Origin of the sequence: Streptomyces sp. NPDC006602 (assembly GCF_042870385.1) — a bacterium.
Taxonomy (GTDB): domain Bacteria; phylum Actinomycetota; class Actinomycetes; order Streptomycetales; family Streptomycetaceae; genus Streptomyces.
Genome location: NZ_JBIAHG010000021.1, coordinates 128,930 through 146,365, shown reverse-complemented (window position 1 = coordinate 146,365; position 17,436 = coordinate 128,930). Strand labels below are relative to the sequence as shown.

Genomic DNA, 17,436 nt, shown 5'->3' with positions numbered 1-17,436 from the left:
CTTGATCGTTCGTTGATGTGGGCATGGGGAAGCGTCAGTCGCGGCCGTGGATCGTGTCGGACGAACTGTGGTCGCTGATCGAGTCGTTGCTGCCCGAGCCGCCGCCGAAGCAGGTGGAAGGTCGGCCGCGGGTGCCCGACCGGCAGGCTCTGTGCGGGATCCTGTTCGTGCTGCACACCGGGATCCAGTGGGAGTACCTGCCCCAGGAGCTCGGCTTCGGCTCCGGGATGACCTGCTGGCGCCGCCTCGCTGCCTGGAACGAGGCCGGTGTCTGGGATCAGCTGCACCAGCTGCTGCTGAACAAGCTGCGGTCGAAGAACCAGCTGGACTGGTCGCGGGCGGTGATCGACTCCTCCCGCGTCCGGGCGGCCCGCAGGGGCCCAAAAGCGGTCCCAGCCCGGTCGACCGTGCACGACCGGGCAGCAAGCACCACGTCCTCACCGACGGTCAGGGCATCCCGCTCGCGGTGTCGATGACCGGCGGCAACCGCAACGACGTCACCCAACTCCTGCCCCTGCTGGACAAGATCCCGGCCGTTGCGGGAGCCGTCGGCCGGCCGCGCAGGCGGCCCGACATGCTCTTCGCGGACCGCGGCTACGACCACGACAAGTACCGCCGGCTCCTGCGGCAACGCGGGATCCGGCCTGCGATCGCAGAACGCGGCCAGCCGCACGGCACCGGCCTGGGCACCTTCCGCTGGGTCGTCGAGCGGACGATCTCCTGGCTGCATGGCTTTCGCCGCCTGCGGATCCGGTGGGAACGACGCGACGACATCCACGAGGCCTTCCTCGGACTCGCCGTCTGCCTGATCACCCACCGACACGTCCAAAGGCTTTGTTAGGGCCAGTTAGCCCGCCTCGTCGTCTATCACTACTTTGATTTCCCTGGGGCGTTGGACCCGGGCCTCGGACCGCTTCAGCACGACTTTGAGGGCATTGCCCTCTTTGGTCACTGTGTTCAGGTCCTCCATGAAACTGTCGAGCCTGTCCTCCATGGCCTCGAAGTCCCTCGCGGCGGCGGAGGCGCTTCTTCGTGTGAATCGCTCACGCTGCGCGACGAGTCCTGCGAGGACACGACGGGACTTGTCCGCTGACCTGACGGCCTCCAGGAATGTCCCAAGGGCGGCTTGCGCGGCGGGTTTCACCCCGGCAGACAGTCCGCGGGCTTCTCTTTGGCAGTCGACGAACGCCTTTTTCATGGCGTCGAGTGAATCCGGCTCTATCTCCTGAGCGGACCTTCCGAGCAACGCGGACCAGCCCTGCTCGCACGCCACGATGGTGTCGCCGACAAGCTTCACCAGCGCGGAAGACACTGTGCTCCGCCCGTTTGCCACGTCTTGTCGATATCGTCCAACATGCGCTCCGGCCTACCTGAGCCGGTTCACCGCTCCGTGCAGATCGCTCGTGACCTGCCGTAGCTTCTCCACCGTCAGACGTACTCGCAGGAGGTCTGCGGTTTCGCGTCCCGGCACCCCGAGGGGATGGACCTGCTGCCGCGTAGCTTCAACCTGTCTTTTCAGATCTCCCAGCGCTTCGGTGTATCCGATCATCCTGCGGTAGTCGGTGCTGCTGTTCTGGAGTTGCAACGCGACAAGCTCATGCGTCGCTTCGATCACGGTGTCCATCAGATAGCGGGCCACGGTTGCCTGGATGTGCAGATCCCGGCCGTGCGAAGAGGCGCCGAAGCCCATTACCTCCGTATGCAGGTCTTCCACGTCGGTGTACAGCCGCTCCACCAGCTCCGCCGCCTGTGCGGCAGCGCCCGCCAGGGGCACCGACAGTTGGGCTTCGTGTTGGGCTTCGTGCCGTCTCTCGAAGTCGACGTGCACCACAACGCCCTCGACCCCGAGGTCGGCATCCGGTGCTTCCGTGATGACGGCAGGGGCCGACTCCGCCTGTGGATCCTCCATCGGGTCTTTCACTCCCTCCCCTTCCCGCTCCTCGACGTAGTGCGTGGCGGCGTGCGCGGCAAGTCGAAGGAACCATATTCGGTTCTCCTCGGACGCTCCCTCGCGTCCGCAGAACATCAGGGCACAGGCTACGAGGGACAGGATGCGGTTGTCGGCCCACTCGTCCAGCAGCGATGCGGCCCAGTGCGGGACGAACTGCCGATATGCGGAGATCACCTTCCACAGTTCGGGGTGAATCAGGGTTCCCGGCGAGCTCTCGGAGTCGGAGAGGACTCGCAACAAGGCCGTCCTCTCGACAGAGCCACACCCTGGCTCCGCCAGCCGGTCCGCAACGATGCAGAGCAGGAATTGGATCGGGTCGCGCGCCAATGGTGCCGCCTCGCTGTAGCGGGCGAGATCGATCAGTACGAAGCTCTGCCTGCCGACACCCGTCGGCACAAGTACGTTGCCCAGGTTCAGGTCGCCGTGTGCCCTGCCGAAGAAGGCACGGCGCAGGACCCTTTCGCCCCACCGGGTTTCCTTGGTGAGCAGGAACGGATTGACAAGGTGCTCGGTTTCGTCGGGCAGGAGCAGATGCTCCGCCGACTCTTCGAACCGGCTGGAGTCTCGCGCCCATTCACGCAGCGGTTCTCCGTCGTCCAGCCGGTCCTGCAACAGCTCCTTGATGAAAGCCTGGACCGTCACACCGCGCTTCTTGTCCGCCTCCCCCCACTTCTGAAGCAAGGCGCGTGTCACAAGTTTGTATGCTGACGCCCGCTTGTCCCAGGACAGTTGTGAAAAATCGGTGACGTTCTTGGTGCTGCCCCCCGCGAGACGCTGAAACATGAACCAGGGGTTGCCTGCGCGCGTGTCGTCGACGGGCACTGCGATGGGGTCCCAAAGCGGTTCGAGTAGATGGCGGCGGAACCCGGGCAGGGCGTCTTGCCAGGCTGATTTCGTTTTCCCGTATTCGTCTTGAGTCTTGTCGCCTGCCGGGCAGAGTTTCAGCACCGCCTTGCGGTCGGCGCCCTTTTCTTCGATATAGACCAACGCGACCTTCGCCCCGCTGCCACCGGACAGCCACCTTTCGAGATATACGGTCCGGCGGGTCTGGTTCAGCCAGAGGTCAAGAGCCCGGATCGCTTCGTCCCCCATATCCTGGAAGGCGTCAAGGGGTTCCAGACCCATCGGTCTTCTCCTCCATCCGTGCCGGACAACGGATCAGTTGCGGCTGAGCGCCCTGTGCGCGCCCGCGATCACCGCTGTGGCGAGCAGCCAGCCAGCCAACATCAGAAGTACCGCGACCGCTTTGTCGATGCCGGTCGGCTCCCATGCCGTGCGCTGCCCCAAATTGGCGATGGGGACGATCAGGTCGAGTGAATACAGCACGGGATCCCAGGGGCGGCGCACACCGCCCGACACCGGCCCCGGCGGGTGTGCGGTGAACCAGGCCAATCCGAAGCCGACCAGCAGCACCAGCCACAACAGCGCACGCCCCGGTACGTATCCGTAGCCGAAGAGGACGTCCTGGAGCCAGCTCCATATCCGCCCCGGCAGCCGTTCCTCGCGTCGTAATCGGCGTTCGCGAGCATGGCGAACCATTCGGGCGGCCCGCTCGTGACCGGCTCGCTGATAAGAAGTCGCCAACTGCTCGAAGGAACTGGCGCCCAATGCCGTGTCCTTTGCGAGCCACGCCAGCCGCCGCTTGACCCCGACGGGCTCGGTCGAACCGAGCCGCTCGTACACGAGGCCCTCCACGTCGAGCCTGCCCGGTGCCGGCCAGCTGCTCGGAGAATCGACGTACGAACCGATCCTGCTGTCACGCAGTACCAGTGCTCCCGCCGGCGGAGTCCGGAAATCCACGCGAAGCCGAGGCGTTCGCAGCCGTGTGAGCACGGCAGCGCCGGCAGGCCCGGAAAGCGTGGCATCGTGAAACGTGACGACGCTCCCGACAGCTGCGCCACGCAACCGTACTGGCCCCCTACACGTGAAACCCCAGTCGGCATAGAAGCCGAGCGCGCAACTCAGTCCCGTCGCATCGACTGCTCCCACCACGGCGTGGTCGAGCAGAACCGACTGTCCCACGCGCGCGTCCCGTAAATAGAGGCCGCCAGAGGTCTCCAGGCGGCTCGCGCCCAGGGAGCCGCCGATGGCGATCAGGGGAGCGAACATCGCCCAGGGTCCCGGCCCGCCGAGCGTCGTCCCTTCCATCGACAGACCACCGTCGATGCGCGCGGCGGTCAGACGCAGGGGCGCGACGACCGACTCGTTCGGGACGCGCCGGGAGACGACCGAGCGATCGCCGTCGAAGCCGGGATCGCCTATGGGCGCCGCCGGGCTCCCGGCATCGCCGATCCGCATCGCGTTCAGCAGCAGATCCCCATGGACCCGTACCCGGTCGGCGCGCAGACCCGCTGCGGTGCTCCCGGTGAGGTCCACGGACTCCAGTACGGCCCCGTCGAATAGAATCTCGCCTTCGAAGACGCAGTTCACGAGCTCAAGAGGGATGCCCAGGTTGGTCTGGCGCAGGTCCAGGGTTCCGGTGCAGTGCGCGCCTTCGATGCGGATGCGCCGACGCTCCCTGGCTGCCTCACTGAGGACGAATGCCGCGAGTCTGGAGGCCTCGATGTCCCGGCCTCGCTCCACATCTCTGCGTACTCCCCGAGCGCCCCTGCCTCTGGCTGCCATCTGACCCCAAAGCGTTTGTCACGATAGTGAAGGAAGCGTCACCCGCAGTTGATGATGGCAGGCACGTGCGTCGTCGGGAAGAGCGAGAAGGCGGGCCGGACGGTGCGGGTGCCGACCATGACGTCCTCGCAGATCACATGGCATGTACGTCCGGTGCAGCGAACAGATTCCGCACCCAGCTGCCGCGAGCGGGCTTCACCGCTCCGCAGACCTTGCCGAGCCTCGGCCGCCACGTCGGCGAAGCCGCCGCCAATCTCATGCGGTCGCTCTTCCCGGCCCTGAACTCACAGACTCCTTTTTAAGAGGCCGCACCCGCGGCAGCGAGGGATGCGGCATGCGCCTCAAGGTCCTCGCCCTGATCGAGAGCGGCCTGCAACTACTTCTCGTCTCCGGTCACATCACTTGAGTCCGACGACTGGAGCGTCGACTCCGAAGCTGCCGTCCAGTCATCAGGGTGTGAAATGGGCAGAAGGCGAAACTGTTGCGTGTGCGTGCTGTCGTACGGCGTGGCAGCGTCCTTCATGCGCGTGTGATCTCTGATCAGCAGCATCTCGATCACGCGGGCAGCCGTCTCCAGGTCGTCCGCGGTGGTTCCGGCTTCAGTGGCTGTGGGAGACAGAACAGTGCCGTTCGCGTCCTGGTCCACGTAAAACCCTCGCTGTTTGGCGAGATTGGCCTCGACAGCAGCGATTCCGGCTTCCTCCTGTCGCCTTCTGTGCGCTTCCTCCCATGCCTCATAGCCCAGGCCCGCTTCGGGCGTTGCGCTGTAGTCGCCCCAGAACTCGGCGAGTTCGTCACCGAAGACCACGGCCTCAAGGTACTTCCGTGTGTGGCTACGCCCGTGTTGAGCCAGCGCCTTCACCACTTGAGACGCTTTATCCCCCCGGCTCCAAGAGGTCTCGAAGGTGTCGTAGATCCAGAGCGCCTTGCCGAGTTCCTCCTGTGCCAGGACGGTGAGGGACCGTGCCCGCCCGTAGGACCCAGCGGTCAGCAAAATGTGAGCGTCGGTGATCAGAGAAGAGGCGTTGTCCATCAACGCCTTCCAGAAGACTCGTGCATGCTGCGGGCTCAACTCGACCATGGTTTAAGTGTGTCCTGCCCTTTCACATCGGCCACGGAGGCATCCATCGCCCCGCTGCTGCTAAGTAGTCTCCTCCTTCTTCCCACCTGTCACTGAAGCCGTATGTCTTCGAAGGCTTCTATGCGGGCTGGGATGTCAGTCCCTACTGCGATGATGTGCGTGTGACAGAACGGGCAAGAACAGTGGTGTGGTTGCTGGTCGCGCTCTTCGGCCTGGCGGCCGTGGGGCTGGGTATCGTGGCGACGGTTGTCGATCTCGACACGTCTGCGCAACTGGCAACCGTGGCCGGATCGGTTGGCGGCTTCCTCGGATTCGCGTTGAGTGGCTACGCCCTTCTGCGGCCGCCTGCCGCTGGCAGCGGCAGGAATGCTGCGACCGCGGCAGGAACGCGGTCCGTCGCGGCCGGCGGCAGCATCGGGCGAGCAGTTACAGGCGACCGCGCCAGCCTTACAGCAGGTCCTGTGACACCGGCGGCAGGAACTTCGGGTTCGGCGCAGGCCAGCGGAGAACGGGGTATCGCGGCTGGGGGCGAGGTCGGCGAGGCCATCACCGGAGACGACACACGCTCATGAACCGGTGGAAGAAATCTGAAGCAGCGCCGGATCCACAGAGTTCGTTCTCGGACGGCAGTCCTCTGTCATCGACCTCTGGCGCCACAGCGTCGGGAGCCCGGTCTGTTGCAGCCGCAGGCAGTATCGGCGCGGCCACCACGGGCGACTACAGTCCCCTGAGCGTGACGGTGCACGCGCCGGCGCCGCTGCCCACCGCGCTTGATTCCCTTCCCGCTGCACCCGCGATGCTCAGCGGCCGGGAAGCGGAGATCGGGCACGTCCTGTCGGCCCTTCGACCCCACGCCGTGTCGCGGCACGATCCGGACTCGTCGGGAGACACGCCGGACGCCGCCTCGACGCCACCCGGTGTCCTGCCGCCAGTACTCGTGACCTCGATCGCAGGTCTTGCCGGAGTAGGCAAGACCGCACTTGCCCTGGCAGCTGGGCATGCCGCAACGGGAGCCGGTTGGTTTAACGGCAGCCTCTTCGTTGATCTGCACGGATATGACGAGAGCCCGGTCCAGCCCGGGCAAGCTCTGGAGGCGTTCCTGCGGGCTCTGGGGGTCGGTCCTGACAGCATTCCCGCGGCGGTTGAGGAACGCGCGGCCATGTACCGGTCAGCGCTGGCTGCCCTGGCGGGGAAGGGTCAGCGTCTGCTGATCGTGGCCGACAACGCCTCCAGTGCCGACCAGGTTCGTCTCCTGCTTCCCGGCAACCACGCGCACCGGTTCCTGATCACCTCCCGGCATACGCTGCCCACGCTCAACGCACGACTCGTCGAACTGGGCGTACTCGAACCCCGCGCCGCAGCGGCCCTCTTGCGTCAGGCCCTCCAGATGGCCAACCCCGACGACCCGCGGGCCATCGAGGACGGCACGGGAATCGACGAACTGGCAAGCCTGTGCGGGTTTCTGCCGCTGGCTCTGCACATCAGCGCCGCTCTACTGATTCTGGAGCCTCACCAGACAGTTGCCGAACTAGCGGCAGAGTTGGCCACGGCCCGATCACGGCTTGGCTTCCTCGACGACGGTGAACGTGCTGTACGCGCCTCCTTCGATCTCTCCTGCCGCCGACTGCCCCCGGACCACGCCAGCCTCTTCTCCCTCATGGCGCTCAATCCCGGTCCCGACATGGGTCTCGACGCAGTGGCAGTCCTCGCCGACCGCCCAGTGCCAGCGGTTCGCGCCATACTGCGCAGCCTTGTCCAGGCGCACCTGATCGATTGCGTGAACTGGCGTTGGTCGATGCACGATCTCGTGCGCGAGTACGCCACCGAACTGGGGCACAGCACGCTCAATGCGGCAGCGGACAGTGCCACCGGTGGAGCCGGACGGGATACGGCGACGGCATACGTTCTTCAGCATCGTCGGCTACTGGAGTACTACTCCACGTCCACCATCGCCGCGAGTGCACACCTCAGCGTGCAGGCAGACCTACCTGTACCAGACAATTTCGCCGACCAGGATGAGGCGCTTGCCTGGCTGGATGGCGAGCGTGCCAACCTGACGGGCTCTGTAGCCGCGGCAGCGGCCACCGGGCAGCAAGACATCGCCATCAAGCTTCCGGTGGTCCTCTACGACTACCTCGTCTGGCGTGGGTACTTCGACGACCTGATGGCCGTCACAACGACCGCCTGCGCCATCGCCCACCAGGCAGGAGCACTCGCCGCAGAGGCAGGCGCATGGAACAACCTCGGCATCGCACTGAACGGTGCCTCACGCTACGCCGAAGCTCTCGCCGCCTACGAGCGGGCCATCGAACTTTTTGCTTCACTCGACGATCACAACGAACGGGGTAAGGCACTCAACGGGAAGGGCTCTGCCCTGCACGACTCCGGGAAACCTGCAGAGGCGTTGCTGGTCCACCAAGAGGCTCTCGCCATCCAGCGAGCTGTAGGGGATCTGCGTGAGCAGGCCGCGGTGCTGAACAACCTTTCCCTGGATCATCAGGATCTGGAGGACTACGCAGAGGCGTGTGCAACAGCAGAGGAGGCCGCCTCCCTTTTCCAACGTCTCGGCGACCCCACGAATGAAGCGAATGCACTGTGCACGGCAGCTTTCGCGCTGCAAGCCTCGGGACTGCCTGAGGCGGCACAGGCTGCTTGCCAACGCGCCGTCGAGGCCAGCCGTGCCGTGGGGAGTCCCCTGGTTGAGGCGGCGATTCTCATGACCTGTACTCAGCTGGACGACCTCACACCACAGCAACAGATCGCCTACTTCTTGCAGGCAGAAGCGGCCTGCGAGCAAGCCAACGCCCGCGACCTCCACGCCCATGCGTTGTGCGGTATCGGCATGGCATTGACCACGTCGGGCGACAGAGACCAGGCCGTCACCTACTTCGTGCGCGCGGAGCGCATGTTCGAAGACCTCGGCCTCACGGAGGAAGCAGGGCAAATTGGTGACCTGCTCGCGGCTCTCCAAACCTAACCATTGGTCTGGCGCCCTGCTCATGGCGCTTCTGCCTGGGGCGAGGTGAGGTCGGGTGGGTAGCCCTTTGCACGGAGCCAGGTGTCGAGGGCCAGGGCGACGATGTCGCCGTGGGGAACGTCGTGGTCGGCGTTGTAGCGGCGGATGCGTCGCTGGAGTTGCAGGATGTCGGGGACGGCGTAGTTGAGCTGTCCGCGTTTGATGTTGCGGTTGCCGATGACCGCGAGAGTGTCTGGATGAGGGGTGAGTGGATCGTCGGCGGGCTCGGACTGGGCTTGGAGTGTGTCGGCCATGTCGCGTAGCCGACGGGCGTGGTGGGAGAGGTCGGGCACGAAGGCTGTTCCGATCGGTCTGGCTAGGCGGCTAGTTAGCCGCCTATTGGGCTATTGGAATAGTCGGCGGAAGGGGCGGCCGCGCACTCAGCGAGCTGGCGGCCGCCCTCTGTGCCGTGCGGCGTGTCAGAAGCCGCGGGTGGTGAGCCATTCGTCCAGTGCAACCGAGACGATGTCGCCCATGGGCAGGTGATCGAGTTCGTTGTCCAGCGCGAAGCGCTTGATGCGCCTTTTCAGCTTCAGCGCGGCGGGGACCGAGGAGTCGAGGCTCTCGCGCGCGATGATGCGCTGATTGAGGACGACCGCTGCTTCCGGGATGTCCTTAGGGCGCCCCGCCCCGTGCTCCCATGAAGTCCCGTTACTGGGCGCCGTATCCGAACCGGCTTGCTGCTCGTGCTGAGGATTCGCTGCGCCAGCACTCACAGGGAACGCAGCGGCTCCCTTAACGGGAAGAACTGTCGAGTGAATCGCCACCTCAGCGGCGTGCGCCACACCCGGAGCAGCTCCCGTGTCTTGAGACGCCCCGTGCTGCGAGACGTGCTCGGCCAATGGCGCGGGCTGAGCCGCAGGTGCTGAAGGCTGTGCAGCCGGGGCCACGGTCTGCCCAAGCGCCTGCCACTCCATCGACGCCACAGGAGATTCTGTTCCGGCCTCGGAGGCGACGACGGCTGGGCGGGCTGGCTGACTGGCAGCAGGGCCCTGCACCGGGTTGCCCGGCGCGGCCTCGACGCGCGGATGGGCGGGCGGTGCCGCGGGCTCCTGCGCCACCTCGGCCATCATCTCGGTCGGGTCCTGCGTCGATACCCCGATGGGAACGCTGGATACAGCGGGCTGAACCTGCGGCTCCCTGGCAGCGGTACGGCCATCGCCCCGTGTGGCGGCCTGTTCGGTGGCGAACTGCTCGGGGGTGAGCTCGGCGGTCGGGGGAGGGGGCGGCGGGGTTGTCTTCTTGGCCCCGCCTAGGGCGCGACCGCTGGTGCGGCGGGCCGGAGGCTTCGGCCGTTCGTTCTTCTCGCTCATGCCTCGGTCAGCTCCTTCATCAGGTTGGCGTACTCGCTCAGTTCAGTGGGGATCTCTCCGAAGGCCTCCATGTAGTGCACCCAGGAGTGGATGGTGGTCTCGGCGAGCGGGAAGGGTTCGTCGCGGTCGGGCCCGATGCCCTGGCCCTCGGCGGGCTCCAGGAGCTTGTCCTTGGCGTTGCGGGGCAGGTTGGTGCGGTCGTCGGCCTTGACCATGACCACGTGGGCGGTGACGTCTCGCTCGTTGCGGGCGGCGGCGCGCTCTGCTTCGTCGAAGGTGGCGACGAGCTTGCGGCGTTCGATCTTGGTGGGGGCGACCGGCACGAGCAGCAGGTTCGCCTCGGTGACAGCCTCGTGGAAGATGCGGGCGCTGCCGCCGCCGGCGTCGACCACGATCGCGCCGAACTCGGCCCGCTTGGCCCGGATGTACTCGGCGATGTCGTCGAACGGGTACCGCTCGACCACCAGGTTCTCCGGGATCTCGAAGCCCTCGGCCTGGGCGACCTTGAACCAGTCCCAGGCGGACTGGCTGGTCGCATCCGCGTCCAGCAGCAGCGTTGGCAGTCCCAGGACGACCGCGTAGTACAGGGCGATGAACCAGGCGGACGTGGTCTTGCCGGTGCCGCCCTTGAGCATTCCGACAACGATCACGAAGGCGTCCCAGGCGCGGGGAGTGGCCGCCGCCAGGGTCTTGTGACGGGTGTTCTCGTTCACGTGTGCTTGATCTCCTGAAACTGGAAAGGTGCGTTGACTTGGCGGTTGTCGACGACGTCGACGCAGACTTCGGGCATGGCTGCGTGCGGGGGCGCCCTTGCTGGGCAACTGCGGCCGGGACGGTGGATGGGCGGGTCGTTGAGCCGAGCGGCACGTCGGGGGATACATGCGAGGACGGAGGCACTCATGGCCGCTTCCTCATGTCGCGGGCCGAGCCGTGATTGTGCTGGGGCCGCATGCGGGTGCCCGCTTGGTGCAGGAGCCGGTAAACGGTGGCGACCGAGTAGTTGCACTCCTTGGCGAGTTCCGGGACCGTGGCTCCGGCCTCGTATCGTGCCCGCAGGGACATCGCGAGCTTCTGCCGCTCGGCGGCACGCGCTGCGGCGCGCATCCGCAGCGTCTGCTGTGTGGTGCGCACGGTGCCGCCGGCCTCGATCAGCAGGCGCCGGGCAGCGCGCCTCGTCTCTCCTGCGGACGCGGCGAGTTCGGTGAGGGTCGCGCCGTGCTGTTCGTACAGGGTGCGCAGGTGGGCCGCGAGGCGCCTGCGGGCTTGTGGGTTTTGCCGCATCCGGCGGGTCTGCCAGGAGGCGCGCATGACGGTTCCGGCGTCGTGCAGCCGGTTGAGGACGGTGCCGTAGGACAGACCGCTGGACGTGACGAGTTCGTCGACCGTGGCACCGGACTCGTACTGCTTGCGCAGGGACTGGGGCGTCCCCGCCTCGCTCGTGCCAGACGTGGCCGGGGGATGTGGGTTCATGCGACGGACTCCCATTCGCTGAGGGCTTCGGCATGGGCGGCGGCCAGCTCGTCGTAACTGCGCTGGTCGGCGGGCGTGATGAGGATCAGGCGGCCGTCGGTGGCGACCCGCCAGCCGGGAGCGGCGCGGCCGGTGACCGGATCGAGGACACGCCCGTCGGCGGTGTGCCACGCGGGCGGGATTTCGTCGGGGTGTGGCGCGGGGACCAGGACCTGGCGACCGTCTTCGCGGACGATCACCACGGCCTTGCTGCGGTGCTCCCTGAGCCGGTCCAACGCCTCCCGGTATGCAGCGCGTTGGGCCGCGTACAGGGCCTTGCGGTGAGCTGCGCCGCCCGACGTACCGAGTCTCGCGGCGACTTCGGCCCAGCCCTGTGCCGGCACTGGTGTGAAGTCGGTGTCAGGGTCCGCGAGGCTGCTGCCGATGCCCTCAAGAGCACGTGGTGCGAGGGCCCATGTCTCCCCGGTGCGGTGCACAAGACCGTGCTCGGCAAGACGCCGAAGAGACCGGTATGTGGTGGCGCGAGAGACCGAAGAGGTACCGACGAGCTCAGCAACTGTCTGGTGGGGGCGCTGGCACAGAGCACTGATGATCACGAGGGCGGCGCTGCCGAGGCCGTGGTGGGCGAAGGCGTCGTGGCCCATCAGCCGGCTGAGGACGGTGGAGTCGAGGTCGGCTGTCGTGGCCGTCTCAGGGGTGGTCCACTCCTCAAGTGCCGTGTCGGGGGGGTACTGAGTGGTGTGGAAACGAGACGACGGCGCGTTGAGGTACCAGGTGGAGCCCTCCCGGCCGTGACCGACCCGCAACCGGCGCAGCCAGCCCTGTGGCTTGAGGACACTTTCGTAGACGGCCCGCAATGTCGTGCGGGAGATGCCGGCTTCTTCGGCGGTCTGCCGTTCGCTGGCGTGGTGCAGGAGGCCGCCCGCGGTCTCAGCGAAGTTCAGGTGCGCCCGCAGGACCCGCAGGGCGGTGCGTCCCCGCTCTCCGCGCCAGGGCGTCGTCTCGATGCGGTCGCGCAGCGCGGCGAGAACCTGGTACGCGTCGTGCTGGGAGTCGAGCGCCCTGGTGGTGCTGACCGCTTCCGAGGCGCTGGTCCACACGCGGCGGATGTAGTCCAGGGCGCGCGACTGCCCGGAGCGCAGCGCGATGTTCCGGGCGTGCCTGCCGCCCTCATGATCCGGGTGCAGCAGGAGCCGCGTCAGATGGTCGACGGTGCCGCCGATGCGGGCCACGTGGCAGGCGATGGCCGCGGTGATCCGGTGCCCGTGCTCGGCAGCGCCCTGGCGGTCCTCACGCAGGACCAGGCTTCGGCCGTCGGAGGCGAGCCTGCTGTAACTGCCGGTGGCGTAGCGGCCGGTGAGGTCCCCGAGGAGGACGAGATCGGCTGCCGCCGAGGGGAGGTGGGAGAGGCCCGAGGGGCCTGACGGGTGGGAGTGTCGCTGGTGGGTGCTGTGGGGCACAGTGGGGTCGTCTCGCAAAGACGTGGACGCCACCCAGGCCCGCTAAAACCACGGGTGGTGTCCGGGACCGACCTCCATCGGTGCCAGTGAACGCTTCCAGGACGGCCATCCTGGAAGCCTTCGCATGCCTGGCCCCGAGCGGAGGCAGGCGTCCCCATCGCAGCTCGACCGGGGATCGATCGCAGGTCCGCCAGAGTCGCCACCCATGATCTGCACCAGCCAACTCGGGTACCTCAAAGGCCAGTTGCAGAGGTCGCTGCCTCTGACTGCCTCTGAGCGGCCCGGGTCGAACCGGGGTCGAATCAGAGCGGTTTCCTCTGACTGCCTCAGATCGCCTCTGCAACCCGTCCTAGCAGGTCACAGCCTCATCGCCCCCACACAAGCGCAGGTCAGAAAGGTGCGCTAGCTGTACCACTGGTTCCTGGCGAAGGCGGTCGTGTGCGGCATCTTTGCGGCTCCCGTCTCTGGTGGTGGTCGCATCGTGCGGGAGAGCGTCACGGGGGCGCAATGCGGCTTCCGTCTGGCGGAAGACGTTTGGTCAATGTGCTGGTCAGAACGAGATTCGGAGGCAGGAGCGACATCCGCCGACCGTGGGTCCGAGTCCCGCCCGCCCCGACATGAGCGTCCGTGACCTGCGGAACCGGATCCCCGACGGCGGCGGAGGTCCGACGTCGACCCGGACGATCAGGACGGCTCCGGCGGTCGGTACGCCCAGCGGTCACCCCCGACCCCAGCACCTTCCACGGCGGCGGCGCGACCGGCCACACCGACTACCCCACCCACGCCGCGTGACCAAGGACCACAACGACCCAGCGAATCACCGACTTCGGGCGCCTCGACACGGCTGCGGCGCACGGTGGTCCGGCAACCCGAGAGTTACGGGCCGCCACCGCCGTGCGCCGCAGCTGTTTCACCTCGCATCCCGGCGTCCTGCGCCGAGGTCAAGGGAGTCCGGCGTCGCGGCACAGACATCACCGGCCGCCGCCCGATTGCTCACCTTTGAGCGGGAGGCACCGGGAAGAGCATGCAGCTGCTGGTGGCGTGGGCGAGCAGTCGGTCCGTCGCGTCGACCAACTGGGCCTGGGCGAGGGCGGTTTGGCGGCCCTTGTTGACCACCGTGCCGATGGCGCGTACCGGGCCCGTGTCCACGGTGATCGGTCGCAGGAACTTCACCGTCAGGTCGAGCGAGGTGTACGCCGTGCCCTGCGGGAGGGTGGACTGGACGGCGCAGCCCGCCGCCGAGTCGAGCAGGGTGGCGAAGATGCCGCCGTGCACGCTGCCGATCGGGTTGTAGTGCTCCTCGCCCGGCGTCAGCGAGAAGACCGCCCTGCCGGGCTCCACCTCGTCCAGAGTGAAGTCGATGGTGTAGTTGATGGGCGGCCCCGGCAGTCGCCCCGCCTGCAACTCGCGCAGGAAGTCGATGCCGGCCATCCGTCCAGCGACTTCCGCCAGCAGCGCGGGATCTTCCCATTGATACGTACGTGTTCGTCCCACGACCGACGCCTTCCCATCTGACTTTTGCAAGTGAAGCTAGCCGCGAGCTCACCTAACTGTCAATGACGAAGCCAGGTCCTTGCGATGGCGGGATGGAGTGGCTTGAGGCGAGCGCGGAGAACTGCCCCGTCCAGCGCACGGAGTGCTCCGCGGAGCACTGAGGGACGCCTCCTGCGGCCGCCCACGGACTCGGAGGAGCTTCCCCGCGAGGCCCCTTCTTGCGTCGAGCACCCCTTCGCCGGACTCAAGGACTCAGAAACTCCGAACGGGCACCTCGAGCTGCTCGCCCAAAGGGCGTCACGGCTCTGAGGCAACGTCCTGGGCCCGAGCGTCGACCGCACTGCGGGGCTACTGCCGTGCGAGGAATTCGAGAGCGGTCGGCACGAACCGGTCGTGGAACTGGAAGATGCCGCCGTGGCCGGCGTCGGGGTAGACCACCAGCTCGGCGTTCGGCAGTCGCTGGGCCATGTCGTAGGAGTTCTTCGTCGGCACCATTCTGTCGTGGTCACCGTTGGCGACGAGCACGGGCTGCTCGACGACGGAGAGATCGTGGGGCCGCTCCAGGCCCCAGCGGTGAATGGCCTTGAGCTGGTTGTTGTACGCAATGAGGGAGATCGCCTTGTCCCGGTCGACGGTGCGCTCCTTCAGGCGGGCCAGGAACTCCTTGCCGGCTCGACGCCCGTTGGCAGTGCGGGTGAAGAAGAGGAACTGCTTGGGGTCCTGGAGGGTGAGCAGGGCTCGGACGGTGTCGAGGTGGGACAGCACCGTCACGCTCTTGATGCCCTCGCCGCCCGCGGGACCGGTGCCCGTGAGGATCAGCTTGCGGACGAGCTGCGGTTCGTCCTGGGCTATCACCTGGGCGATCATGCCGCCCATCGAGAAGCCGTGGATGTCGACCTGCTCGAGCCCGAGCGCCCGGATGAAGGTGACGGCATCGTGGGCCATCTCCTGGATGGTGCGCGGGGTCGAGCCGGTGGAAGCGCCGACACCCCTGTTGTCGAACGTGATGACGTGGTGCTTGGCGGCGATGCCGTCGACGACTCGGGGGTCCCAGTTGTCGAGGACCGCGGAGAGGTGGTTGAGAAAGACCACCGGGACGCCGGAGCGGGGACCGAGCTCGCGGTAGGAGAAGGTCACTCCACCGGCGGTGATGGTGCGGGTCGGCGCGTTCTTGTACGACGTCACGGCATCGCCTCGTACTTCCTGTGAGTCATTCATGGTCGTGCCCTTCGGAGTGAGGGTTTCGGCGAGTGCGCGCCGCCCCTTCCTCCGTGGAGGCGAAGGGTGCCGAGCAGTTACCCGGGTCTCCCGGCTGCGGCTGCAGTCTGCGGGGTCGACGGGCGAAGGCCGTGGGCGTCGGAACCCTGAGCGGTCGAGCCCCTCGGCATCCGGTCGACTATTAGAGTATGACCGTAATTTAATGGGGCCGCAAGCCCACCTGACCCGATCCGGTACGGAGGTCGGCGGAGGAGGGCCCGCGGTGTGCCGCGGGCCCTCACTCGCGTACCCGGGCCAGGGGGCGAGACATCCGCCTGCGACTTCCACCTCACGGAACCCGGCGTATGCCCCTGAACCGCACAAAATCGAATTCGCTACAAGTTCCGAAATTAATCGTGCCCGCTCCGTGTATATGGCCGAAATGCATCCCTCGTAGCTTCGCCATCGGGTCCGCCGGACCGAAAACGCTACTTCCCCCCGAAATCCCAGGAGCCCAAGGTGCCCAACCTCTCCAGACGCGGTGCCCTGAAGCTGACCGCCGGCATGGCCGTTCTCGGCACCCTCGGCCTTGTGGGCTGTGGGCGCGAGGACGACGGCGCCGCCGCCGCGAAAGCCTCCGCCAAGCCGATCGACGACTCCCCGGCCACCGGCACCGTCACCGTCTGGGCCGCCCAGGGCGACGCCGACGTGCTCGAGAAGGTCATCAAGCCGTTCAAGGCCGCGAATCCCGACGTCACGGTGAAGCTCACGCTGATCCCGAACTCCGAGTACTACACCAAGCTCCAGTCGGCGATCGCGGCGGGCAAGGGGCCCGATGTCGCCCAGTTCTTCCCCGAGTCGCAGGCACAGTTCCTCGACCCGTCGATTCTCCGGGCCGTTCCGGACGGCCTCGTCGACCCGGACAGCTTCTTCAAGAGCCTGTGGGACGCGGGCGTGGTCGAGGACGTGGCGTACACGGTGCCCTGGTACGCCTACACGTACGCGCTCGTCTACCGCGCCGACCTGGCGAAGAAGGCGGGCGTCGCGGCGCCGACCACGTGGGACGAGATGGTGCCGTTCTTCAAGGCCCTCCAGGGCGCCGGTGCGAAGCACGCGCTCGGCGCCGACAACGGCTGGGACATCTTCAACGGCCAGGACGTCGCGATGTACGCCTGGCAGGCGGGTGGCTCGCTGCTCTCCTCCGGCGGGAAATGGACACTCGACACACCGGCGGTGGTCGACGCGCTCAAGTACAACGCGTCGTTCTTCACCTCCGGCATCGCCGACACCGCCACGCCCACGTTCCTCGACGCGCAGCCGTACTTCGTCAGCGGCAAGACCGCCACGATGATCACCGGCCCGTGGGTGGTCGGCCAGCTCGACACCGCCGCCAAGAAGGACGGCTGGACGGCCTCCCACGTCGCCACCGCACCCCTGCCGGCCGGCTCGTCGGGCAGCGTCTCCTTCTCCGCCGGCGGCAGCTGGGGCGTGCTCGCGGGCAGCGGCAACGCGGACGCCTCGTGGAAGCTCGTCCGGTACGTGTCCGAGCCGAGCACCCAGGTCGCGCAGTACAAGGCGTACAGCTCGCTGCCCGCGGTCATCTCCGCCTGGGACGACCCCGCCATCAAGAACCAGCCACTGCTGGACGCCTTCCTCACACAGCTCAAGAACACCCGGACGTTCCCGCGGGTCACCACCTGGCAGCAGGTCGCGACCCGGATGGGCAAGGAGATGGAAGCCGTGGCCAAGGGCACGGCGACCGCCGAGAAGGCCGCCGCGAACATCCAGGCGTACGCCGAGAGCCTCGGCACGGGCGCGAAGTGAGCCGC

General features: G+C 67.0%; 14 protein-coding genes. 3 read left to right on the top strand and 11 right to left on the bottom strand.

The window, feature by feature from the left end; translation table 11 throughout:
- The first annotated feature begins 23 nt into the window (after window positions 1–23).
- Window positions 24–841 (top strand): IS5 family transposase gene (locus tag ACFYO2_RS35800; protein ID WP_388357714.1). Its coding sequence is split into 2 segments (ribosomal slippage): window positions 24–375 and window positions 375–841, totalling 819 coding nucleotides; the frame shifts between segments, so codons are not numbered across the junction.
- 6 nt (window positions 842–847) lie between these two features.
- Here ACFYO2_RS35800 and ACFYO2_RS35795 read toward each other — a convergent pair.
- The 4 genes from ACFYO2_RS35795 to ACFYO2_RS35780 form a co-directional block, all read right to left on the bottom strand.
- Window positions 848–1,312, bottom strand: coding sequence for a hypothetical protein (locus tag ACFYO2_RS35795; protein ID WP_388357711.1), 465 nt, complete (start codon window positions 1,310–1,312; stop codon window positions 848–850).
- 54 nt (window positions 1,313–1,366) lie between these two features.
- The gene (locus ACFYO2_RS35790) at window positions 1,367–3,076 is read right to left on the bottom strand and encodes a hypothetical protein (RefSeq protein ID WP_388357709.1); all 1,710 of its coding nucleotides are present in this window, start codon (window positions 3,074–3,076) and stop codon (window positions 1,367–1,369) included.
- 33 nt (window positions 3,077–3,109) lie between these two features.
- Window positions 3,110–4,534: a hypothetical protein gene (locus ACFYO2_RS35785; protein ID WP_388357707.1), complete on the bottom strand. Its 1,425-nt coding sequence runs from the start codon at window positions 4,532–4,534 to the stop codon at window positions 3,110–3,112.
- 418 nt (window positions 4,535–4,952) lie between these two features.
- Window positions 4,953–5,657 carry an AbiV family abortive infection protein gene (locus ACFYO2_RS35780; RefSeq protein WP_388357704.1) on the bottom strand — a complete coding sequence of 235 codons (705 nt, stop codon included), beginning with the start codon at window positions 5,655–5,657 and terminating at the stop codon, window positions 4,953–4,955.
- A 733-nt stretch (window positions 5,658–6,390) separates the two neighbouring features.
- Here ACFYO2_RS35780 and ACFYO2_RS35775 point away from each other — a divergent pair.
- Entirely contained in the window at window positions 6,391–8,634 is a 2,244-nt protein-coding gene (locus ACFYO2_RS35775; protein WP_388357702.1) for a tetratricopeptide repeat protein, read from the top strand.
- Window positions 8,635–8,654: 20 nt separating this feature from the next.
- Here the strand turns inward: ACFYO2_RS35775 and ACFYO2_RS35770 are convergent, their stop codons facing one another.
- From ACFYO2_RS35770 to ACFYO2_RS35740, 7 genes are all read right to left on the bottom strand, one after another.
- Window positions 8,655–8,927 carry a hypothetical protein gene (locus ACFYO2_RS35770; RefSeq protein ID WP_388357699.1) on the bottom strand — a complete coding sequence of 91 codons (273 nt, stop codon included), beginning with the start codon at window positions 8,925–8,927 and terminating at the stop codon, window positions 8,655–8,657.
- A 165-nt stretch (window positions 8,928–9,092) separates the two neighbouring features.
- Complete coding sequence (locus ACFYO2_RS35765; RefSeq protein WP_388357696.1) at window positions 9,093–9,986, bottom strand: hypothetical protein; 894 nt, start codon at window positions 9,984–9,986, stop codon at window positions 9,093–9,095.
- Window positions 9,983–10,699 carry a ParA family protein gene (locus ACFYO2_RS35760; RefSeq protein ID WP_388357693.1) on the bottom strand — a complete coding sequence of 239 codons (717 nt, stop codon included), beginning with the start codon at window positions 10,697–10,699 and terminating at the stop codon, window positions 9,983–9,985. Before ACFYO2_RS35760 ends, ACFYO2_RS35765 begins: the two co-directional genes overlap by 4 nt.
- Before the next feature lie 184 nt (window positions 10,700–10,883).
- On the bottom strand, window positions 10,884–11,456 hold the full coding sequence (locus ACFYO2_RS35755) for a helix-turn-helix domain-containing protein (protein ID WP_388357691.1): 573 nt from the start codon (window positions 11,454–11,456) through the stop codon (window positions 10,884–10,886).
- Window positions 11,453–12,916 carry a helix-turn-helix domain-containing protein gene (locus ACFYO2_RS35750; RefSeq protein WP_388357688.1) on the bottom strand — a complete coding sequence of 488 codons (1,464 nt, stop codon included), beginning with the start codon at window positions 12,914–12,916 and terminating at the stop codon, window positions 11,453–11,455. The genes ACFYO2_RS35755 and ACFYO2_RS35750 overlap by 4 nt, the downstream gene beginning before the upstream one ends.
- Before the next feature lie 993 nt (window positions 12,917–13,909).
- Window positions 13,910–14,410, bottom strand: coding sequence for a PaaI family thioesterase (locus ACFYO2_RS35745; RefSeq protein ID WP_388357687.1), 501 nt, complete (start codon window positions 14,408–14,410; stop codon window positions 13,910–13,912).
- 348 nt (window positions 14,411–14,758) lie between these two features.
- Complete coding sequence (locus tag ACFYO2_RS35740) at window positions 14,759–15,628, bottom strand: alpha/beta fold hydrolase (protein ID WP_388357685.1); 870 nt, start codon at window positions 15,626–15,628, stop codon at window positions 14,759–14,761.
- Between the two features lie 498 nt (window positions 15,629–16,126).
- On the opposite strand from ACFYO2_RS35740, the gene ACFYO2_RS35735 reads away from it, so the two are divergent.
- The gene (locus ACFYO2_RS35735) at window positions 16,127–17,431 is read left to right on the top strand and encodes an extracellular solute-binding protein (protein WP_388357683.1); all 1,305 of its coding nucleotides are present in this window, start codon (window positions 16,127–16,129) and stop codon (window positions 17,429–17,431) included.
- The last annotated feature ends 5 nt before the right edge of the window (window positions 17,432–17,436 follow it).